Origin of the sequence: Haloimpatiens massiliensis, from assembly GCF_900184255.1 — a bacterium.
Classification (GTDB): domain Bacteria; phylum Bacillota; class Clostridia; order Clostridiales; family Clostridiaceae; genus Haloimpatiens; species Haloimpatiens massiliensis.
Genome location: NZ_LT854640.1, coordinates 2,004,912 through 2,026,512, shown reverse-complemented (window position 1 = coordinate 2,026,512; position 21,601 = coordinate 2,004,912). Strand labels below are relative to the sequence as shown.

21 protein-coding genes are annotated in these 21,601 nt (G+C 29.1%); 18 read left to right on the top strand and 3 right to left on the bottom strand.

Annotated elements, in window-relative coordinates:
• The first annotated feature begins 96 nt into the window (after positions 1 to 96).
• The 7 genes from gap to C1715_RS17680 all read left to right on the top strand — a co-directional run bounded on the left by gap (position 97) and on the right by C1715_RS17680 (position 7,387).
• The gene (gene gap / locus C1715_RS17710) at positions 97 to 1,149 is read left to right on the top strand and encodes a type I glyceraldehyde-3-phosphate dehydrogenase (protein WP_102401669.1); all 1,053 of its coding nucleotides are present in this window, start codon (positions 97 to 99) and stop codon (positions 1,147 to 1,149) included.
• Between the two features lie 326 nt (positions 1,150 to 1,475).
• Entirely contained in the window at positions 1,476 to 1,982 is a 507-nt protein-coding gene (locus tag C1715_RS17705; protein WP_102401668.1) for a DUF8052 family protein, read from the top strand.
• A 21-nt stretch (positions 1,983 to 2,003) separates the two neighbouring features.
• On the top strand, positions 2,004 to 3,653 hold the full coding sequence (locus C1715_RS17700) for a carbon starvation CstA family protein (protein WP_102401667.1): 1,650 nt from the start codon (positions 2,004 to 2,006) through the stop codon (positions 3,651 to 3,653).
• Between the two features lie 439 nt (positions 3,654 to 4,092).
• Positions 4,093 to 4,386, top strand: coding sequence for a DUF7990 family protein (locus C1715_RS17695; protein ID WP_102401666.1), 294 nt, complete (start codon positions 4,093 to 4,095; stop codon positions 4,384 to 4,386).
• A gap of 353 nt (positions 4,387 to 4,739) precedes the next feature.
• Entirely contained in the window at positions 4,740 to 5,669 is a 930-nt protein-coding gene (locus C1715_RS17690; RefSeq protein WP_102401665.1) for an ArsA family ATPase, read from the top strand.
• 199 nt (positions 5,670 to 5,868) lie between these two features.
• Positions 5,869 to 6,411, top strand: coding sequence for an NADH peroxidase (locus C1715_RS17685; RefSeq protein ID WP_102401664.1), 543 nt, complete (start codon positions 5,869 to 5,871; stop codon positions 6,409 to 6,411).
• A gap of 298 nt (positions 6,412 to 6,709) precedes the next feature.
• Entirely contained in the window at positions 6,710 to 7,387 is a 678-nt protein-coding gene (locus tag C1715_RS17680) for an HAD family hydrolase (protein ID WP_102401663.1), read from the top strand.
• A gap of 147 nt (positions 7,388 to 7,534) precedes the next feature.
• Here the strand turns inward: C1715_RS17680 and C1715_RS17675 are convergent, their stop codons facing one another.
• Positions 7,535 to 7,720 (bottom strand): H-type small acid-soluble spore protein, encoded by a 186-nt coding sequence (locus C1715_RS17675; RefSeq protein ID WP_102401662.1) that lies wholly within the window; start codon positions 7,718 to 7,720, stop codon positions 7,535 to 7,537.
• 209 nt (positions 7,721 to 7,929) lie between these two features.
• Here C1715_RS17675 and C1715_RS17670 point away from each other — a divergent pair, with 209 nt between their 5' ends.
• The 10 genes from C1715_RS17670 to C1715_RS17630 all read left to right on the top strand — a co-directional run bounded on the left by C1715_RS17670 (position 7,930) and on the right by C1715_RS17630 (position 17,952).
• On the top strand, positions 7,930 to 9,027 hold the full coding sequence (locus C1715_RS17670; protein WP_102401661.1) for an iron-containing alcohol dehydrogenase family protein: 1,098 nt from the start codon (positions 7,930 to 7,932) through the stop codon (positions 9,025 to 9,027).
• A 1,224-nt stretch (positions 9,028 to 10,251) separates the two neighbouring features.
• Complete coding sequence (locus C1715_RS17665; RefSeq protein ID WP_180964133.1) at positions 10,252 to 10,653, top strand: ABC transporter transmembrane domain-containing protein; 402 nt, start codon at positions 10,252 to 10,254, stop codon at positions 10,651 to 10,653.
• 84 nt (positions 10,654 to 10,737) lie between these two features.
• Positions 10,738 to 10,887, top strand: coding sequence for a P-loop NTPase family protein (locus C1715_RS19570; protein ID WP_180964132.1), 150 nt, complete (start codon positions 10,738 to 10,740; stop codon positions 10,885 to 10,887).
• Positions 10,888 to 11,151: 264 nt separating this feature from the next.
• Positions 11,152 to 12,381, top strand: coding sequence for an ABC transporter permease subunit (locus C1715_RS17660; protein ID WP_102401659.1), 1,230 nt, complete (start codon positions 11,152 to 11,154; stop codon positions 12,379 to 12,381).
• Between the two features lie 159 nt (positions 12,382 to 12,540).
• On the top strand, positions 12,541 to 13,116 hold the full coding sequence (locus C1715_RS17655; RefSeq protein WP_102401658.1) for a nucleoside recognition domain-containing protein: 576 nt from the start codon (positions 12,541 to 12,543) through the stop codon (positions 13,114 to 13,116).
• A gap of 88 nt (positions 13,117 to 13,204) precedes the next feature.
• A complete protein-coding gene (locus tag C1715_RS17650) occupies positions 13,205 to 13,723 on the top strand; it encodes a spore maturation protein (protein ID WP_102401657.1) in 519 nt (172 codons plus the stop codon).
• A 211-nt stretch (positions 13,724 to 13,934) separates the two neighbouring features.
• Positions 13,935 to 14,660, top strand: coding sequence for an ABC transporter ATP-binding protein (locus tag C1715_RS17645; RefSeq protein WP_102401656.1), 726 nt, complete (start codon positions 13,935 to 13,937; stop codon positions 14,658 to 14,660).
• Entirely contained in the window at positions 14,653 to 16,329 is a 1,677-nt protein-coding gene (locus tag C1715_RS17640) for a putative ABC transporter permease subunit (RefSeq protein WP_102401655.1), read from the top strand. Before C1715_RS17645 ends, C1715_RS17640 begins: the two co-directional genes overlap by 8 nt.
• A gap of 138 nt (positions 16,330 to 16,467) precedes the next feature.
• Entirely contained in the window at positions 16,468 to 17,115 is a 648-nt protein-coding gene (locus tag C1715_RS17635) for a lactate utilization protein (RefSeq protein ID WP_102401654.1), read from the top strand.
• Positions 17,116 to 17,778: 663 nt separating this feature from the next.
• Positions 17,779 to 17,952, top strand: coding sequence for a helix-turn-helix domain-containing protein (locus tag C1715_RS17630; RefSeq protein WP_102401653.1), 174 nt, complete (start codon positions 17,779 to 17,781; stop codon positions 17,950 to 17,952).
• An 89-nt stretch (positions 17,953 to 18,041) separates the two neighbouring features.
• Here C1715_RS17630 and C1715_RS17625 read toward each other — a convergent pair whose 3' ends face one another.
• Positions 18,042 to 19,268, bottom strand: a complete 1,227-nt coding sequence (locus tag C1715_RS17625; RefSeq protein ID WP_102399121.1) for an IS701 family transposase — start codon at positions 19,266 to 19,268, stop codon at positions 18,042 to 18,044.
• Positions 19,269 to 19,329: 61 nt separating this feature from the next.
• On the opposite strand from C1715_RS17625, the gene C1715_RS17620 reads away from it, so the two are divergent.
• Positions 19,330 to 19,833, top strand: coding sequence for an XRE family transcriptional regulator (locus C1715_RS17620; protein WP_102401652.1), 504 nt, complete (start codon positions 19,330 to 19,332; stop codon positions 19,831 to 19,833).
• Between the two features lie 78 nt (positions 19,834 to 19,911).
• On the opposite strand, the gene C1715_RS17615 is transcribed toward C1715_RS17620, so the two are convergent.
• Complete coding sequence (locus C1715_RS17615; RefSeq protein WP_278320141.1) at positions 19,912 to 21,264, bottom strand: MATE family efflux transporter; 1,353 nt, start codon at positions 21,262 to 21,264, stop codon at positions 19,912 to 19,914.
• Positions 21,265 to 21,601: the final 337 nt, after the last annotated feature.

The following is a 21,601-nucleotide window of genomic DNA, read 5'->3' as shown; positions in this document are numbered from 1 at the left end:
ATATAAATAATATATAACATTTAGTTAAAAGTATACAACATTTAGAGCGTAAAAGAATATTGTATATTACATATAAAAGTATGGGGGGACATATAAATGAAAATAAGAGTAGGTATTAACGGATTTGGAAGAATAGGAAGAACAGTGCTAAGAATTGCTGAAGAAAAATTAAATAATGATATAGAAATAGTAGCTGTAAATGCCAGAGCTAATACAGAGACATTAGCTCACTTATTTAAATATGATTCATGCTTTGGAAGATTTAATGGGGATGTGGAGGCAAAAGAAAATTCAATAATAATAAATGGAAGAGAAATTAAAATATTACACGAAGATGAACCAAAGGATTTACCATGGGAAAAGTTAAATGTAGATATTGTTATAGAGTCTACTGGAAAGTTTAAAACAAGAGAACAACTTAATGGACATATAGAAGCAGGAGCTAAAAAGGTTATATTAACAGCACCAGCTAAGGATGGAGCAGAAGATGTAACTATAGTAATGGGAGTTAATGAAAAATCTTATGAAAATGATTTACATCATATAATATCAAATGCTTCTTGTACAACTAACTGTTTGGCACCAGTAGCAAAAATACTTGATGAGAAGTTTGGCATTGTAAAGGGTTTAATGACAACTATACACTCATATACTAACGATCAAAGAATATTAGATAAAACTCATAAAGATTTAAGAAGAGCTAGAGCAGCTTCAGAATCTATTATACCTACAACTACAGGAGCAGCAAAAGCTGTGGCAAAAGTTTTACCACAATTAAAAGGTAAACTAAATGGTTTTGCTTTAAGAGTACCAACTCCAACAGTTTCAATTACAGATTTAGTTTGTGAAATTAAGAAAAATGCAACAGCTGAGGAGATAAATGCAGCATTTAAAGAAGCTTCTCAAAAAGAATTAAAAGGAATTCTTGGTTTCTCAGACGAGCCACTTGTTTCAGTTGATTATAAAGGCGATGACAGATCTACTATAGTAGATGCTTTATCTACTATGGTAATCGGAGAGAACATGGTAAAAGTAGCAGCATGGTATGACAATGAATGGGGATATTCAGCAAGAGTAGTTGATTTGACAAACTATGTTGCAAATGAAATTAAAAAGTCAGAAGCAAAAAATGAACAAATGGCAGGATAATATTAGTCTATATTGAATTAATATAGAGAAAGAACTTTTAATTGCAACTTTTTTTATTTGAGGTTATCTTGATGCATCCCTTGTGGTGTACCCTGTGCGTGATACGCATGGGGATTTTTTTTAGGGAAAAGAAAATAAAAATATATCGTTTTTCCACCATTCTTCCACCATTTTTCCACCGAAAATTTAAATTTTATATGAAAAAGTGTCTCACATTAAAGTAAGATTTTAAATTACTTATTCATAAGCTCTTATAAGTATATTGTAATAAAATGTAATAGTGGTATAATAATTATATAGATGTATACATAATGGGGTGTATTAAAATGAATAATGTAGAATATATGAGGAAGCTAAGTGAAAGGCTTAAAACATATTATGATGTAAGTTTTAATATAATATTAAATGACAGAAAATTCGAAATGTTGGCTAAATTCAATAATAGGACCTCCAAATATATATTGATGAAAAAAAGTGAAATTTATGCTTTTGAAAATAATGAATATATTTTTTATAAAAATGTAGAAAATTTAAATAAGGAAGATTTACTCAAAATAAGAGATTTTATTCAGAAAAACATAGAAGATATAGTTAAGGTACATGAAGAACATATGAGTAGCACTATAACTTTTATATTGTGTGGAAATATTATATTAGATAAAGAAACCATAAAAGCTATACAAAAGTTTAGATATTACAAAAGTTTCTTTTGGGGTATAAAAGGATGGGTCAATACTAAACTTATTTTTGTTAATCCTGAAACTTGGGATATATACACTAATAAATATGGGGAGGAGGATAGAAAGAAGTTTTATTTTGTATTTAAAAATTAAATAGAAGAGGGGGCTTATTTAATGAATTCTATTGTTTTAATTGTAAGTGCAATAATAATATTTTTACTAGCTTATAAGTCTTATGGTGGATGGCTCTTAAAGAAGTGGGGAGTGGATTCTAATAGACCTACACCAGCTCACACAAGAAATGATGGTGTTGACTATGTGCCAGCTAAGGCTCCGATATTGTTAGGTCATCATTTTGCATCTATAGCAGGTGCAGGACCTATAGTAGGACCTATTGCTGCATCTATATTTGGCTGGGTACCTGTGTTTTTATGGATAGTTATTGGTAGTATATTTTTTGGTGGCGTTCATGATATGGGTTCATTGTTTACTTCTGTAAGATATGAAGGTAAATCTGTAGGTGAAGTTATAGAACATACTATGGGAAAAAGAGGTAAAAGGTTGTTTGCTATTTTTGCGTGGCTTACACTATTGTTGGTAGTAGCAGCATTTACTAATATATGTGCAAATACATTTGTATCAGTTCCATCAGCAGCAAGTTCTTCTTTATTATTTATGGTTTTAGCAATTGTATTTGGAGTGTGTGTTTATAGAAGAGGATTTGGGCTTGGAGTAAGTACTGTAATAGGAGTTATCTTGTTATTTGCATGTATATGGCTTGGAATGAAATTTCCTCTTAGCCTATCAAAGTCTACATGGCTTATAATACTATTAATTTATATATTTATTGCATCTGTAACACCAGTATGGATATTATTACAACCTAGAGATTACTTAAACTCATTTTTACTATATGCCATGATGATTGGCGGATTTATTGGAATAGTAATAATGCATCCAGATATTAAATTAGCACCTGTAACATCTTTTAATGTTGGGGGGCAATATTTATTCCCTATGCTATTTGTAACAGTTGCCTGTGGTGCTATATCAGGATTTCACTCTTTGGTTGGCTCAGGAACATCTTCTAAACAACTGGATAATGAACATGATGTAAAACTTATAGGTTATGGGTCCATGCTTATTGAAGGAGTTTTAGCAGTAGTTGCAATTATAACAGCAGCATATATCTCTAAGGGAGAGCTTTCAGTGCTTCTTAAAGATGGTGGTCCTGTAAATGTATTCTCCACAGGCCTCGGAACTTTCATGTCTAGTTTTGGAATACCACTTAAGGCAGGAAAAAGCTTTACTGCTCTTGCAATTTCAGCTTTTGCATTAACTAGTTTAGATACAGCTACAAGACTTGGAAGATTTATATTCCAAGAATTCTTCGAGTCTTATAAAACTTCTGATGGAAAAGCTAATCCTTTAACTAATAGATTTGTTTCTACTGCAGTAACTGTGGTACTTGGTGGTGTATTGACATTTAAGGGCTGGGAAGCAATATGGCCACTATTTGGTTCAGCAAATCAATTATTGGCAGCACTTGCCTTATTATCACTAGCAGTATGGTTAAAGAAATGCGGCAAGGAGCACAAAATGGCTACTATACCAATGATATTTATGTTTGCGGTAACTTTAGCTGCATTGGGGTTAATGATAAAAGATAATTTAAAATTGGTAGTAGCGGGTCAATTTAGTAAGTATGGTGTTTTATTAATATTCTCAGTACTATTAACTATTTTATCTATAGTATTAATAGTAGAGGCTATAAAATCCTTAAATAATAAGAATGCTTCTGTAGAGGAAAATTTTAAAGGGTAATAATAATTTTTAAAGCTTAAGGTACATGAAAAGAAATAACAAGTTAAAGATGCTGGTATATTTTGTACCAGACAAGGAAACAGGTTCCGCCTTTGGTAGTACTATTGGCGGGTTCTGCTGACGTAGTATGATGCAAAATAGACTAGCATACTGACTTGTTATTTATTTGAATGTGCCTAACTTAAGTGGAGCTGTCGCACTAAGAATAAATCCTACTATATATTGTGCTAAATTTAAACTTGCAAAACAATATATTGTATGTGAATTCTTTAATGCGACAGCCTCATTTATTCATATATAAAAATTTTTTATATAGCTTATTTTACATTCTAAATTTTGAATTAAAAACCCTTATTAATCTAATGTAGAGCTTGAACTTTATGTGCGAAAGTTGAGTATAGTATTCAAAAATATAATTTATAGAATGGAGGTAGTTATAATGAAAGAAGAAAAATTAAAAGAGTTTATGCAAAATTTAAAGTTGTTTTTTCAAGGTGCCACAGATTTTAATAGAAAGTCTAGGGCTATACTTCAAAAAGAAGCTAGTGAAGAGATGGATAATTTCATATTATTGTGTTTTAGTGATCTTTTAGGAGTGCCTCTTTCTATAAATTATTATACATTAGAACTTCTTCCCTATATTGCAGAAGATATGGAAAATTGGCAGAGAAGAATGAATGATAGAAAAAGTATATGGGCAGAAAAGTGGGGAAATTATGATTTAGATGCTTAGTGAACATGTATAAGGTACATGAAAATAAATAACAAGTCAAAGATGCTGGTATATTTTGTGTTAGACAAGGAAATAGGTTCCGCCGCTAGTAGGAGTATCGGTGGGTTCTGATGACGCAGTATGATGCAAAATAGACTAGCATACTGACTTATTATTTATTTGAATGTGCCTAAGTTAATTGAAAATTAAAGGATAAAACTTCTTTAGGAGTTTTTAAATATAAACTTAAGAAATTTTCCAGTAATTTCAATTTTTATTTTAAATTTTAAATTAAAAATAATGAATAGATTGAATTTTATATGAGAAAGTTCAGTTAAGTATTAATTAATTTAGTAATTAAGGTAGGTGTTATAATGGATAAATTATTTTTTTTCGCAGGAAAGGGAGGGGTAGGTAAAACCACTTGCTCTTCAGCTTATGCATTGCGCTTAGCTACTCAAGGAAAAAGGACCTTATTGGTATCTACAGATCCAGCACATTCTATTTCAGATATATTTGGAAAGAGTATAGGAAAAGAAATTGTAAATTTGCAGGACAATTTAGATGCTTTAGAAATAGATGGGGATTATGAAAGTGAAAAATACATAAATAGTATAAAGGTGAATCTTAAGAATATAGTAAGTCCTGTTATATTAAAGGAAATAAATAGCCAATTAGATGCTGCATATATTTCACCGGGCACTCAGGAATCAGCTATATTTGATAAAATGATAAATATAATAAATGAAAAATCAAAGGAGTATGATTATATAGTATTTGATACAGCACCTACAGGTCATACTATTAGGCTTTTATCACTTCCAGAGTTATTAGGTGATTGGATAAAGTTATTAATTGGCAAAAGAGAAAAGATATTAAAACTTTCCAGCATGGCTGAAAGTAATGGAAAGATAAATAAAAAAAGTTTTAGCAGTGATCCTATATTAAATGTATTAAATAGGAGAAAGGAAAGTATAGATAGGGCTAAGGATATATTATTAGAGGGTAATAAATTAAACTTTATATATGTACTAAATGCAGAGAGACTTCCTATAGAGGAAACTAAGAAAGCAGTAAATATATTGAAAAAATATGGCATAACTGTGGATACTCTTATAGTGAATAGGCTGCTTCCGACAAATATAAAGGAAGAGTTTTGGCTTAATAAAAAAAATATGGAATTAAAGTATTTAGAAGAAATAGAAACTATTTTTAGTGATAAAAAGATTATAAAATTATCAATGTTATCTAAGGATATGAGATGTGATAATATAAATGAAATGGCAACTAGAATAGATATATAGCTGAAGAAGATAAAAATAATAAATAGTAAAAATAAGTATTTAAAATAAATAATAATTATTATTAATAAATATTAAAAAGTAGTTGACAAACAATATTAAAGATTATATAATAAGGTCATAAGGTTGGTAATAAACAAAGAAAAAATTAAAACCAAATAAATATTAAATATAAATGGAATTTGATAGGAGGAATTTAGTTATGAAAAAATTTGTTTGTACAGTATGTGGATATGTTTATGAAGGAGAAGAAGCCCCAGAAAAATGCCCTATATGTGGAGCAGCAAAAGATAAATTTGTAGAGAAAAAGGATGAAATGTCTTGGGCAGATGAACATGTAATAGGAGTAGCTAAAGATGTAGATCCAGAAGTGATAGAAGGATTGAGAGCAAACTTTACTGGAGAATGTACAGAAGTTGGTATGTACCTTGCAATGAGTAGACAAGCTGATAGAGAGGGTTTCCCAGAAGTAGCAGAAGCATATAAGAGAATAGCTTTTGAAGAAGCTGAACATGCTGCTAAATTTGCTGAATTACTTGGAGAAGTTGTAACAAATAGTACTAAGGAAAACTTACAAATGAGAGTAGATGCAGAGCATGGAGCATGTCAAGGTAAGAAAGACTTAGCAACACTTGCTAAAAAGTTAAATTATGATGCAATACATGATACAGTTCATGAAATGTGCAAAGATGAAGCTCGTCACGGTTGTGCATTCAAAGGTTTATTGAACAGATATTTTAAATAATAGTAATCCCCAAAATTAATATATAAGAACACATCCCAATAATCTTCCTCAATTTTTTAATAAAAGAGCTGGCCTTTAGGCCGGCTTTTTTGTTGGGTAAAATTATGGTATAATGAGTATAGATGTATTATAATCATTAATAAACATGGGATTAAAATAATATACTCAACTTTCGCACATAATTTTTAAGTTCTACATTAGATGAATAAATGAAATATAAATAATAATTTTATAACTGGGAGAGTTGAAGAATATATTAATGTACTCGAGAAGAATAGCTAAATAAGGGGGTATATTTTTGATTAAATTAGTTATATGGGATATGGATGGCGTTATAATAGATAGTGAACCTGTACATCATAAAATATCTTTAGCTACATACAAGAAATATGGAATAAATTTAACTGATGAAGAATGCATGGACTTAATCGGAAAAAGCAATAAGGATATTTGGAGTGATTTAAAAGAAAAATATAATTTAAAAGATACAGTGGAGGATTTAACCAAACAACAATTACTGCAAAATGTGAAATATTATAATGAAAATGGAGCGGAACCTATAAAAGGAGTAGTGGAGTTATTAAAAGAGTTAAAGGAAAATGGAATAAAAACGGCATTAGCATCGTCTTCACCAATGAGTTTTATAAATTTAATTTTAGATAAACTTCAAATTAAAGAATACTTTGATTTGGTATTAAGTGGAGAAAATTTTACTAAGAGTAAACCAGACCCACAAATATTCCTAGTAGCGTTAGATTATTTTAAGGTAAAACCAGAGGAAGCTGTTATTATAGAGGATTCAAATAAAGGGGTTATAGCTGCTAAAAGGGCAAATATAAATTGTGTAGGTTTTATAAATAAAAATTCTGGAAATCAAGATTTGAGTTTAGCGGATGTGCAAGTAGAGGATTTACGAAGTTTATGTTTTGAAGATTTACAAAATATTTGTGTTAAAAGAAAAATTAGTCTAGAATAAATTAGGATGAATTTAGATAGTTTATATTAATAAATAAAAAGGGTATTGAGAATTTAAGATTTCAATACCTTTTTTATTTATAAAATGTTATATATTAATATTATAGAAATATAGAGAAAATTAACCCTACATCTCTGGAAGGACAAATTACTTTAAATTTAATTCATTTAGAGTTTTTACAGGAACTACCATGTAATTATCTGTATTTAAGTTCTTAACTTCTGCTGTACCTTTATCTTTATCTAATTCCTCTATCCATATAGGGGTATTTTTATAATATACAGGTATATTGTTTTTGGCATTTATAATTTGTTTTGCTCTAGAGTAATCCAAATATTCCACCTCCCAAGTTATTTCAATACTATTTTTAACAAAAATAATTATTTTATACCTGTTTATTAAAATTAAAAATTGTTGATTACGATGCTCAATTGAGGTGGAATTTACTTTTAATTTAAAATGAAAATATGTGGTAGTAGAGATTTGCAAATGTTATAATTTTCATACAGATTAAATTAATTATTACGAAGGGGGTTAAAATTATGAAGGATTTTAATTATTTCATGCCTACAAAGATTTTTTATGGAGAAAATATAGTAGAAAAAAAGAAGGATATATTTAAGGGATTTGGTGAAAAAGCTCTTATTGTTACAGGAAAAAATTCTGCAAAGAAAAATGGTTCTTTAGATGACTTAACTAAGGTTTTAAAAGAAGAAAATATAGAATACTTTATTTTTGATAAGATAGAAGAAAATCCACCTATGGAATTAGCTGAGGAAGGAGCCAAAATAGGAAAAGAGGAAAATGTAGATTTTATAATAGGTATAGGAGGGGGTTCTCCATTAGATTCAGCTAAGGGTATTGGCGTTTTAATAAACAATCCACAAGCTAAAAAGGAAGATTTATACTCAAAAACACCAATGGAATCCATTCCTGTAATAGCCATACCAACCACTGCGGGTACAGGTTCAGAAGTTACTCAATATGCTATTTTTACAAATCATAAGGAGAAGACTAAGAAAGGTTTTTCTCATAGGGTATTCCCTAAAATTGCCCTTTTAGATGCTAAGTATCTCATGGAAACACCAGATAACATTACTATAAATACTGGAATAGATGCTTTATCTCACATAATAGAAGGGTATTTATCTGCCAATGCCAATATAATAAGTGATGCTTTAGCAAAGCAGGGGCTTACATTATTTAAAGCTTGCAAAGATGCATTATACAAAAAAGAGTTTTCTTATGAAATAAGAGAAAAACTTATGTTAATGTCTACTTTAGGGGGAATGGTTATAGCTCAATCTGGTACATCTCTTCCTCATGGTATGGGATATGCACTTACATATTTCCACAATATACCTCATGGCAGGGCTAATGGACTTTTACTTAAAGAGTACTTAGGTTTCTGTGAAGATAAAGAAAAAGTTGACATTATACTTAATTTAATGGGCATGAGAGATTTAAATGAATTTGGAGATTATTTAAGAACTCTTTTATATTGTGAAATTTCTATAGGTGATGAGGAAATAAATAATTATACAGACAGCATGATAAGCAATAAAGCTAAGCTTAAAAATCACCCTTATGAAGTTAAGAGAGAAGACGTATATAAAATTTATAAAAATAGTTTTATATAGCATAAATTGTGACATAATATATTGAAGAAAAATCTGATTTTAATTCCGTAATAAATGTGTAATTTGGGACTGTTCACAATACGCCAAGAACTTCTAAATGTCTCACAGTTAAAGACCCTAAAGCTTTCAAACTCACTCGTTCCTCGTTCAAACATGAAAGCTTCTTAACGGGTCTTTAACTGTGAGACATAAGAAGTTCTAAGGCTAGTTCAATAGTCCCCAATTCCACATTTATTACTACATTAAAATCAGATTTTTAGCTTAATATGTATGTGGTTTCAGAGGAGAAGCCTACTAAAGGATGATTTTCCTCCACTACGTTACGGAAAATCTTTAATTTATAAAACAAATAAAAATGCTCCCATAATCTTTTTAGGCGTAGCCTTTCGTTTAGGACTTAAATTCCAGTTATTAATAATACTTTGACTAATTGGGAGATATAATTAGTTACTTTGATTAAAAACTAATGAACCACTAATTATTAAAATAAAATATTGAATAAAATTTAATATATTTTGCTATAAGGCACTGGCTTGTATAAGTCTTAGCTTTAATATTTAGACTGGCTGCCGCCAATAAAAAATTGTAAAGGCTTAAAAGAAAAAGCTATAATTATTCGATTAATAGTGTAATTATAGTTTTTATTATCAAATTATTGTATTTATATATTTTTTATTTAATTAAAGATTTTCTGTAGCATAGCGGAGGAAAATCATCCTTATAGTTAGCTGTCTCCCTCCTTTGATAGCTTATGCATGAACCGAAAAATCTGTCTTTAAGGTAACAATAAATATATTTTTTTAGACTATTGAGCTAGCCTTAGAAATTCTTTGTTTTCAAATTTCAATACCCGTTAAGAAACTTTCATGTTTGAGCGCCGTTAGAAGCGAGTTTGAAAGTTTTAGGGTATTAAAATTTGAAAACATTAGAATTTCTTGGCGTATTGCGAACAGTCTTAAAAAATATATTTATTGTGGACTTAAAGACAGATTTTTCTTATGACACTTACATCACAATGTTCTTAAAATGTGATTTTCTTCAGAAATGAGCTTGAATATTATGAATATTATCACACTTCACTGAGTGAAAGTGTGATATACTATTAATTGTAAATATTAATATATTGTATACAGCAATGGGATATTTTATATGTTGCTTTAATTTACTGTTTGAATTAATTGTATAATTGAATTTATTAATGGGGTGGTGCATTTGTTTAAAACAATGTCAAGGTATCTAAAAAAATATAAGGTTAATTTACTGTTATTTGGGATATTTTTAATTCTAGCAACTTTATCATCTTTTTTTGTACCTAAAATTTGGGGGGATTATATTGATAGTTTGGTTAGTTATAAAGATATATGGATGAATATATTTTATGCTTTTATAGTAATAGCAGTAGTGGAAACTATATCTTCTTATCTAAGTAGATATCTTAGAAATAAGATTGCTAATAGAATAACTTTGGATATGATAAAGAACTTAACCTCTCATATAATAAAGTTACCTACAAATTTTTTTAAAGAACAAGAAGTAATGTATTTAAGTAATAGAGTAAATAGTGATAGTTTTAATTTGGGGGATTTTACTTTAAAGATTATATCTGATGCATCCATTAATATTTAATTCCAATAACAGCAATTTATCAGGGGAGAGAGACAAAAGATTGTAATAAGTAGAGCACTGGGGAAAGAGGGACAACTAATTATTATGGATGAACCTACTTCTGCTTTAGATGTAAAATCTAAAGAAAAATTAAAGGAAATACTCTTGAAAATTAAAGAAAATAAAATAATAGTTTTGATTACCCATGATGAAGAATTTGAAAAAATAGCTGATAATGTAGTTTGTATAGGATAAAGTTTCTTAATAGTCTTAGTTATTGAATATATACAAATATAAGTCCTTATTTAGGAATTGGTATTTGTATTTTATAGGGGGTAGTTTTTTGGTCATAACCTCTATTTACTTAAGAAAAAGCATATTGTGATTTGAGTATATTATAGAAAAGTCACAGTAGAAAGTTAAGTTGTACAAATAACGTTATTTGGGTACATTATATGGTACCTTAAAAGCTTATACATATGTATTTTGAGAAAAGAATATTGTACAAGGGGGGATTAAATGTTTACAATTATGGGGATTGAATTTAAAAAATTTATAAGAAGTAAGAAGTTTCTTGTGGCAATGGGGCTCATGATTGCAAACTGTACGTTATGCCTTATGCTTACTGCATTTTTAATGCCTAAGAGAGTTGGAGTACAAAATGGAATAAAGGCAAGAAAGAAATATATTAATAAATTAGAAGAACAGGGAAATCTTAAAAAATATAAAGGGGCATCTTCCTCTGTTAATAGTGCTTATGAAAAAATTTTACGAGAAGAGAAAGCATTTTTAAAAGTTATGGAAATGCATGCAGATAAAAGCATACCTTGGCAGCAAAAACTTCATGAGGATATAAAATTTTCTCAAGATAACCTTAAGAGAAATCCATACTTACATCCCAGTGCCAAACATTCAGAACTATCCAATATTAGGATAAAGAGGTACTATTTAGAGAATAATATACCCTACGATTATGATGAAAATATAACTAGTTTTAGTACGTTCCCTGATGAACTTAGACTTTTGGGAGTATTTGGGCTTTTAATTATGGTTGGAATAATGGTTTCCCATGTGGTCTCAGGAGAAAATAAACCTCCAACTATAAAGTTTTTACTTACAAAACCAGTGAAGAGATGGAAAGTAATATTATCTAAGTTTATAGTAGTTGTAGTAACTGTAAATGTAGTGATTTTAATAATAGAGTTTATTAACTTTCTTTTAATAGGAGTATTATTTAGTTTTGGAGATCCTTCAATACCAGTTTTAGTAGACGTAAAATACAGAATTGTGGATGCAGCACATATTGCAGAAGTTAGAGGTGCAGTAGTACCTTATGTAGGCAGTGGCACTTTGATTTCTACAGGAAGCTTAATAGTTAGAATGTTAATCATACAAACTTTAGGGGTAACTGCTAGTATAGCGTTTTGTTTTCTTTTGTCTACAATTATTGAAAATACCAGTGTTTCCTTAACTTTATCGTTAATTTTTATAGGATTTACTCACGCTATTATAAATTTAAAAACATATACTATAGAACGCTTAAAACCAGCTACAGTATTAGATAAGCTACTGATATTTTTATTTCCAACATATCATGATAGCTTAGATATTATAACGGGTAAAATGAATGATTATTTATCAGTGGACTTTATAACATTTAAATTTTCAATTATACTTCTTTTAGTATGGATTGTAGTTTGCTATGGCATAAGTCATTTGGTGTTTGTGAGAAAAGATATAGTAGTGTAGCAAATGAAAATTATATTAGTTTGAAATAAAGAAACTTAGTGGTTTTATCACTAAGTTTCTTTATTTGTATACTTTGTTAAAATCATTTAATTTCAATTCTCAAATCATAGGAACTGGAATATACATTATTATGCAAAGAATATATAGGGAGTGTAAGTTTTGATAAATATAATTTGGTTTATTATTTTAGTTTCTAGTATAGTGTTTGGAATAGTCACGGGAAATGGGGAAGTTATATCAAAATCCATTGTAAAAACTACATATTCCACAGTAGAGCTTATGATTAGACTAGTAGGTATGATGTGTCTTTGGTGTGGAGTTATGAGAATAGCTCAAGAAAGCGGGCTTACGGATAAGCTGGCAAAAGGATTAAGGCCTATACTTAAAAAATTATTTAAAAGTGCAGGAAGAGATGAAAAAGCTTTAGGAAATATAATTATGAATTTAACTGCAAATATGATGGGACTTTCCAATGCAGCTACTCCTTTTGGAATTAAAGCTATGGAAGATATGCAAAGGTTAAATCCAGACAAACACAGAGCTAGTGATGATATGGCTCTCTTTTTAGTACTAAATGCAGCATGTATTCAAATAGTCCCCACCTCAGTAATCTCCATAAGAGCTGCAGCTAATTCTCAAAATCCTGCTAGCATAATGATACCAGCCATAATAGCCACAGGTACTGCCGCAGTGGTGGGGTGTATTTGCTGCAAAGTACTTCAAAGATATTTTTAGAAATTTAAAACTGAAAATAAGGGACTAGGGCGCAATTATAGTGGATAGGGAGCAATAATACTAGCCCTCTATACTTGGAGGTGTGAAAGTGGATTATGTTATAAAATCAATAATACCTATAGTTATAGGTCTTATAGTTATATATGGTATGAAAAATGGGGTTAAGGTTTATGAATGTTTTGTTGAGGGAGCTAAAGATGGTATAAGTATATGTGTGAAGATATTTCCATATTTGTTGGCAATGTTAATAGCAGTGGGAGTTTTTACAGACTCAAGGCTTTTGGAGGCTTTTATTAGTATTGTAAGGCCAGTAGTTAAAATAATAGGTCTTCCACCAGAGGTGGTACCACTAGTAATGGTTAAGCCTCTTTCTGGTAGTGGAGCTTTAGGAGTGTTTACAGACATTTTAAAGAGATATGGAGCAGATAGTTATATAGGATTAGTAGCATCCATAGTTATGGGTTCTACGGAAACCATATTTTATACACTTACAGTTTATTATGGCGCAGTAAAAATAAAAAAAATAAGGCATACACTATGGGCAGCTATTTTTGCAGATTTAACAGCAATAATTATGGCAGTGACTTTAGCAAGATTGATGTTTTGATAGATTCTATAGTGTTAATAGGGTTTTTAAATATACTTGAGCCATGGAGAAAAACGAAGAAATCACAAGAAAGAATAACACTAAACATTTAAAAGGGTATTATATAACTCTTTTAAATGTAAAATGCACTTGATTTTATGGTAGATTTTTAATATAATGTTTATAAATTCTTAACAAAGTAATAATTTAAATAAAAGGAGGCGTTTTAAAAATGATAGAATTAATGGGGGTAAGTAAAACTTATAATGGCAGTGCTTATGCTGTAAAAGACCTAAATTTGAATATAAAAGATGGTGAGATATTCGGATTTTTAGGACCTAATGGTGCAGGAAAAACCACTACAATTAAGATGATAACAGGTATATTGTCATCTACTGATGGAAACATAAAAATAAATGGTATAGATATAGGAAATGAACCACTAAAAGCTAAAAAAATATTTGGATTTGTACCAGATAGCCCAGATATGTTTTTAAGATTAAAAGGAATAGAATATCTTAATTTTATGGCAGATGCTTATGATGTTTCTGCAGAGGATAGAAAAGAGAGAATAAAAAGTTTAAGTGAAAGATTCCAAATGGAAGCCGCCTTAAATGACCAAATTCAAAGTTACTCACATGGTATGAGACAGAAGATTGTTATAATGGGTGTTCTAATACATAATCCAGAAGTGTGGATATTAGACGAACCTATGACAGGATTAGACCCAAAATCTTCTTATTTATTAAAAGAAATGATGAGGGAACATGCTAATTCAGGCAAAACAGTATTTTTCTCTACTCACGTTTTAGAGGTAGCAGAAAAAATATGTGATAGAGTTGCTATAATAAACAAGGGTAAAATCTTATTCTGCGGCACATTAGAAGAAATGAGAGAACATTTTAAAGAAAATGAATCTCTTGAAAAAATGTTCTTGGAGATGACTGAAAATGAGTAAATGTTGGCTTTTAATAAAGTTATTTTTAAAAACTAATAAAGAAGGATTTCAGCAGAATAAGAAAAAAAGCAAATTTAAACTTAATGAAAAACTTATGTATTTAATTCTTATAATAGCATTTTTACCTTTAGCCTTTATGATAGGAGATATGGTATCTAATTTCTATGAGGGATTACAAGTTATCAATCAGCAAGGTATTATACTAGGCATAGGCTTTGCAATAGCTAGTTTATTAATATTTTTCTTTGGAATATTTTATTGTATAAATACCATGTATTTTGCTAGGGATGTAGAGAATATTTTACCATTACCTTTTAAACCTTGGGAAATTGTAACAGCAAAATTTGTAACAATTTTAATATATGAATATTTAACAGAAGCTATATTTATGGTTCCAATAATAGTAGTATACGGAGTAAAGAGTGGGGCATCAGTTTTATATTACTTATATAGTACAATTGTATTTTTAACATTACCTATAGTACCATTAGTTATTTCATCAATAATAGTAATGTTAATTATGAGTTTTACTGGTTTGGCAAAAAATAAGGATAGGTTTAGAAAAATAGGTGGGATTTTGGGATTAATTTTAATATTGTTCATGAATTCATATATGCAAAAAATTAGTCAAAATTCATTAGAGCCTGAAAAGTTAAATCAAATGATAATGGAAAGGAATAATGGGTTTGTAAATATAGTAACCAAAATATTCCCTTCGACTAAATTTGCAGCTTTTAGCGCTATAAATAGTGATAATGTAAGTGGGATTTTAAATTTACTTATATTCCTTTGTATAAGTATACTTTCAATGTTTATATTTAATATTATAGCAGAGAAATTATACTTTAAGGGAGCTATTGGTATTTCAGAAACCTCTTCAAAGAGAAAAAAATTAAGTTCTAAGGAGTTTAGTAAAACTACAATAAAACAATCAACTTTAATGTCTTACACCAAAAAAGAATTAAAATTATTATTTAGAACTCCAATATATTTTTATAACTGTATATTAATGAATTTTTTATGGCCAGTGTTTTTTATAATTCCAATGGCAGTAAATTCAAATTTACAAATTAAAGAGCTTTCAACTTTTGGGCAGCGTCTTAATAATCCAGCTATTGGTGGATTGGTAATAGCAGTAGCTTTTTCAATAGTAATTTTTGTTGCAGGAACCAATGGTATAACATCTACAGCAATATCTAGGGAAGGAAAAGATATATATGTTTGCAAGTATATACCAGTATCTTTTAAAACTCAAATAATGGCTAAAATTTTATCAGGATCTATTATGGGGTTTGTTGCAGAACTTATAATGCTCATAATTGCAGGAATTATAATTAAAGTACCTGCAAAACTCATCATAATAATAATAATTTTATCATTTCTAGCTATAGCTTATGTGAATATGCTTGGTATATTAATTGATTTATACCATCCTAAGTTAAATTGGGAAAATGAACAGCAAGCAGTAAAGCAAAACTTAAATGCATTATTTGAAATGATAATTTCCTGGGTAACTATAGGAGCCTTAATGTTTTTAGTAATAAAATTTGAATTAGATTTATTATATACTATATTATTAATAGTAGGACTTTTTGGCATAATAGATTTAGTTCTATATGTTATAATAAGTTCAAAAGGTGTAAAGAGATTTGCTAAATTAGGTGAGTAGTCTATTAAAAATTATATAAATGATCTGCTACTGAAATTTTCAAAATTATTTCAGTAGCAGTTCTTTATATTATAGTGTAATTTATTTTACATAAAGTTAGGTATCTTATAGTATATGAATTGTAGGAGGTATGATATTATGGATAAAAATGTTAAGTGGTTTATGGAACAAAGGGTAGCAAAGACTATAGAAAATCTAGAAAAAAATAATATGGAAGGTTATTTTGTTCAAGATGAAAAAGAGCTTATAGAAAAGATAAAAGGAATTGTACATGAGGGTTCTACAGTATCAGTGGGCGGTTCCATGACATTATTTGAAACAGGAATTATAGAATTCTTAAGAAATGGTAAATATAAATTTCTAGATAGATATGAAGAAGGATTAAATGGAGAGGATATAAAAAAAATTTATAGAGAAAGCTTTTTTGCAGATTCATATTTTTCTTCTACTAATGCTTTAACTGAATCAGGAGAACTATTTAACATAGATGGAAATGGAAATAGAGTAGCTGCTATGATTTATGGACCGGATCAGGTAATAGTTATAGTAGGTATAAACAAAATAGTTAAAGATTTAAGGGAAGCAGAGGAGAGAGTTAAAAATTATGCGGCTCCTATAAATGCTAAAAGACTTAATAAGGATAACCCATGCACAAAGGTTGGACATTGTGTAGACTGTAGTGCACCAGGAAGAATTTGCAGCCATTATGTGGTTATGGGAAAACAGAATCTTGGAAATAAAGGAAGAGTTAAAGTTATTATTGTAAACAAAGAACTAGGATATTAAGCATATATTGTGAAGTAAGTACCGTGGGAAAAAACTGACTTTAATTCCGTGATAAAATTGAAATTTTGGACTGTGAACAATACGCTAAGAACTTCTAAATGTTTTGAAATTTAAAGCCCCTAAAGCCTTCAAACTCACTCGTTCCTCGCTCAAGCAATGAAGGCTTCTTAACGGGACTTTAAATTTCAAAACAAAGAAGTTCTAAAGCTAGTTCAATAGTCCTAAATTTCAATTTTATCACTCCATTAAAGTCAGTTTTTTCAGTTACAGAGTACTTACTTTGTGGGGGGAGAGCCTACTAAAGGGGGATTTTCCTCCACTACGTTACGGAAAATCTTTAAATGTAAAAAAAGTGCTTATAATATTTTTTTAGGCGTAGCCTTTCGAAAAGTTATATGATACTTATCAAAATAAAATAATAACCCAAATTCAATTCATTTTGCCGTAAGGCAGTTGTTTGTATAAATCTTAATTTATAGTTTAGATAAATATTTAGATGGTGAAAAAGAGATTATGTTATAATAAATACAAGTTTATAATATAAAAAAATAGAAATTATACACTGTCAAATACTTTTGACATGCAGAAAATATGAAGTATCAAATACTTTTGATAGTGAAAAAGTGTTCAAGGTTATAGACTGATGGTGCAGGAGGACATTATATGGAGATTGGTAACCAGATAAAGAAATATAGAAATGAAATGAAGCTTTCACAGGATGAATTAGCCCAAAAGATATTTGTATCTCGTCAAACTATATCTAATTGGGAAAATAATAAAAATTATCCTGACATAAAAAGTTTATTACTACTTAACTTCTTTAATTTTAAAAGCTAAAAACCCAAATATAGATGTAAGTTCTTTAATAGGAATATAGTTACAGCATTTAATTCTATACTTTCCCTATAAGTAACTTACAAAATTTTTTAAGAAACTAATTTTAATTCAGCAAGTATTGTGTCTAAAGGTATATCATTTTTAGCTTCCTCATAAACAAAACGCACCAATTCTTTAGCCGATAGGCTTTTTATAGACTTTATAGTATCACCAATGGTTTCAAGTTTTTTAGGATTATATAATCTATAAATCTCTAAAAAATTGATTGCTAAAAATGTAAGTAGAAAATACCTCTCGATAGAGAGTATACATTGAACTTTATATTCGTCAAAACCTAAGTGTGTTTTAAGATATTTGTAATTAGTTTCAATGTTCCATCTATATAGATAGTATTTTATTATAGCTTTATTACTAAGTTCTATGTCTGTAGACATTAGATATACTGGTTCTTTAAAGCTGTCCCCATCAACTTCATAGCAAATTAAGGCTAATGCATTTTCAATCTTTGAAACTTTGCCTTCGTATTTATATACTCTATAATCCTTACCTTCGACGGTAACTACATCTAAGGTAGATGGATTTATATATTTAGCAAATTCCTTAATTTGCATTGAAATTCCTAATGGAGAGATTTTTCTATTAGATTTTAAAGCCCCAATAAAGTTAAAACCTTTTAAAATACAACCATTAATTAACTTTTCGCTAGTGTACCAACTATCAGTAAGACAATATATTTTATCGCAGTTAGAAGGTTTTTCAAAAGAATTAATAAAACCTAAAGCTATATCTGGTTTACTCATAAATTTTTTATTATGATTTTTGCAGTTTTCTTCGTTAAAATAAGACTTATAGTTTAGCGGAATAGACATATCCTCTGCTACAAAATTAGAAGTAACTACACAGTGGGACCAAAGATTTTTACCTTCTGTATGGCAATGATTATAGCTTAATCCTTGCATCTTCTTTGCTTGAGTTTTTGGATTAACAGTATCATCTATAACTAAGAATCCTACGGATTTAGGCTTTATGAGTTTATTAAAATGTAGTTTTAAATAATTAATACGATTTCTATCTATGAGACTATCGTCCCATTTAGAGTTACTCAAAAATCTATATATGGAACTGCTGCTTTTAGCAGCTAGTATATATTCTGAAATCTTTAATAAAGATTTAGTGCCATCTAAATTTATTAATCCATTAATAATAGTGGATATATGATGAAATTGAGGTTTACTCATTCCATAATTTACATCATTTAAGTAATTGTAAAGTTCATCATTAATGGATACAATATGATTAGTAAATTTACTTGGCATACTGACAACCTCCCGTGTTTTAATTGAGTAGTAACTTTTATATATCACGGATAAGGTCAGTGTGCCATATTTATTTTTTGGTAATACTACCAATTTAACTTTTTATTTTGCAGAAGTTAAGTTACTATTAACCTCTCTTTTTAATGTATCCCTTGACATTTTAGTTAAAGGAGACCTTGAAAAAATGAAAGAGGAAATCAAAGAAGAAGACATTGCTAGTTTTAAAAAGTTAAGTAATATTTTTGCAATATTTTTATTAGCTATGATTTTGTTACCTATTCCACTTAAAATGTTCATTGGGAATATTGGTGTGGCAATTTGGGTATTGATCGCTATAGGTGCAATATATTATGGAATTAAAGTTGAAAAGATGAAAAAGAATTTTGATATCCAAACATATAAAGAAATTCTTAACTTTGTTGAGGGAAAAGATATGGGGGAAAATGAAAAAAATCAAGAAATTGGAAAGAGACACTATCAAAAGTTCTTACTAGCAATGGGAGCAGCTCTAATTACTTTTGTAGTTGGAGTGATTTTGTACTGTGTATTTTATGTATTGTTTTAACTAAGTAATGTACGTATGAACAGAATACTTGCAACTTTCAATTCTCAAATAAAATAAGAACTTTGCTTTGCAAAGTTCTTATTTAGGTCTTTTTTTAAATTTCTTTCTAAACAAGATTATTATTAGAATTCCGTCAAAAGTCCACTGTATGGCTGTAATCCACCATACGTATGTTACAGGTAACTTTAAAACATAAACTATGTAGTACATTAAAGGAAGTCTTATAAACCAGCTGGACATAAAAGCTACCATAAATGGAGTTTTGGTATCTCCCATACCTTTTAGAGCTCCACCGTAAATCATAGAAAATGCCATTACAGGTTGCTCTACTGAGGCTATCATTAAGCAGATAGAACCTAAATCTATAACATCTTTAGCACTGGATTGAATGAAGAGCGATATTAAGAATTTAGGAAATAATAAAAATGTTAATCCGCATAAACCCATTATTAAAGAGCCTAATATAGCACAGGTATCAGCATAAATTTTAGCTTCTTTATAGTTTTTTTCTCCCACTTTATGTCCAACTAAAGTAGTTGCAGCTACGGCAAAGCCCCAGCCGGGCATAAAGGAAAGAGATTCTATAGTGGTGGTTATTTGATTTGCAGCAAAGGGAATACTCCCTAAGTGCATTATCATAAAGGTACTTATTAATCTTGAAATATCAAATGCACCTTCCTGAAGAGAAGAAGGTATAGATAATTTTATTAAGTTTTTTAAGCTGGTAAAATTAATGTTTTTTATGTATTTAAAGTGCAGTTTTATTTTGGATTTTTTCATAGTATATATAAAGGCATATGTAAATCCAAATACTTGTGCTATAAGTGTAGCTAACGCAGCACCTCTTACGCCTAGTTCAGGAAAAGGTTTTATTCCAAATATCATCATATAGTCCAATACTAAATTTATCACATTTATTATGGCAGAAATAAAAAGCGGTGTTTTAGTATTACCGTATCCTCGCAATATGCCATTTAAAAGGCTAAGTAGCATATTGAAGAACAGTGCTATAGAAGCTATTTTCATATAATCAACGCCTAATTTTAAAATTTCTCCTTTAGCGCCAGCTATAATTAGTATATTTTCACCAAATGTAAAACACAGTATTAATATTAATAATGCTATAATTGAACCTGTTAAAAATCCTAAGGAGGCGTATTCTTCAGCTGCCTTAAGATCCTTTGCTCCATATTTTCTTGCTATTAATGATGTTATACCCACAGATACACCTACAGCAATAAATATGTTTACAAAAGTGTAAAGTATTTCAGAACTCAATCCTACAGAGCTTACCCCTACATCTCCACCATACCAGCCTACCATCATGGTGTCTAATACCCAAATCATCATATAAAGTGTCATTTCTCCAACGGCAGGTAAGGCTAGTTTTAAAACGTCTTTTATTGTTTGTTTATTTAGTGATTTAAAAATATAAATACCCCCCTTTTAACCTAAGCAATTTATTTACAATATAATTCCACTACATTGTACCTTTTGTGGTTTAATCATGTAATATTTTTTATTAAAAGCACAGTATCATGTTAATATATTTTTTATAATAAAACAATATTTATATAAGTTATATTTAGTCTATATAAGTATTTATAAATAATGGTAGAAAATTGATGCTAGTTATTTTAGTGATAGTTTGTTTGCAGGTTCTATGAGTAAAGGCAGAATTTAATTTATATTTGTTTTAACAAATGGTTTAATAAGAATAACTATTGACTATAAAATTGTTTTAATATAAAATGATTTTATATTAAAA

Bases quoted from the DNA above. Each gene is read 5' to 3' on its own strand.
- gap (WP_102401669.1), top strand. From the start codon at position 97: ATGAAAATAAGAGTAGGTATTAACGGATTTGGAAGAATAGGAAGAACA.
- C1715_RS17705 (WP_102401668.1), top strand. From the start codon at position 1,476: ATGAATAATGTAGAATATATGAGGAAGCTAAGTGAAAGGCTTAAAACA.
- C1715_RS17700 (WP_102401667.1), top strand. From the start codon at position 2,004: ATGAATTCTATTGTTTTAATTGTAAGTGCAATAATAATATTTTTACTA.
- C1715_RS17695 (WP_102401666.1), top strand. From the start codon at position 4,093: ATGAAAGAAGAAAAATTAAAAGAGTTTATGCAAAATTTAAAGTTGTTT.
- C1715_RS17690 (WP_102401665.1), top strand. From the start codon at position 4,740: ATGGATAAATTATTTTTTTTCGCAGGAAAGGGAGGGGTAGGTAAAACC.
- C1715_RS17685 (WP_102401664.1), top strand. From the start codon at position 5,869: ATGAAAAAATTTGTTTGTACAGTATGTGGATATGTTTATGAAGGAGAA.
- C1715_RS17670 (WP_102401661.1), top strand. From the start codon at position 7,930: ATGAAGGATTTTAATTATTTCATGCCTACAAAGATTTTTTATGGAGAA.
- C1715_RS17665 (WP_180964133.1), top strand. From the start codon at position 10,252: ATGTCAAGGTATCTAAAAAAATATAAGGTTAATTTACTGTTATTTGGG.
- C1715_RS19570 (WP_180964132.1), top strand. From the start codon at position 10,738: ATGGATGAACCTACTTCTGCTTTAGATGTAAAATCTAAAGAAAAATTA.
- C1715_RS17660 (WP_102401659.1), top strand. From the start codon at position 11,152: ATGTTTACAATTATGGGGATTGAATTTAAAAAATTTATAAGAAGTAAG.
- C1715_RS17645 (WP_102401656.1), top strand. From the start codon at position 13,935: ATGATAGAATTAATGGGGGTAAGTAAAACTTATAATGGCAGTGCTTAT.
- C1715_RS17640 (WP_102401655.1), top strand. From the start codon at position 14,653: ATGAGTAAATGTTGGCTTTTAATAAAGTTATTTTTAAAAACTAATAAA.
- C1715_RS17635 (WP_102401654.1), top strand. From the start codon at position 16,468: ATGGATAAAAATGTTAAGTGGTTTATGGAACAAAGGGTAGCAAAGACT.
- C1715_RS17630 (WP_102401653.1), top strand. From the start codon at position 17,779: ATGGAGATTGGTAACCAGATAAAGAAATATAGAAATGAAATGAAGCTT.
- C1715_RS17625 (WP_102399121.1), bottom strand. From the start codon at position 19,268: ATGCCAAGTAAATTTACTAATCATATTGTATCCATTAATGATGAACTT.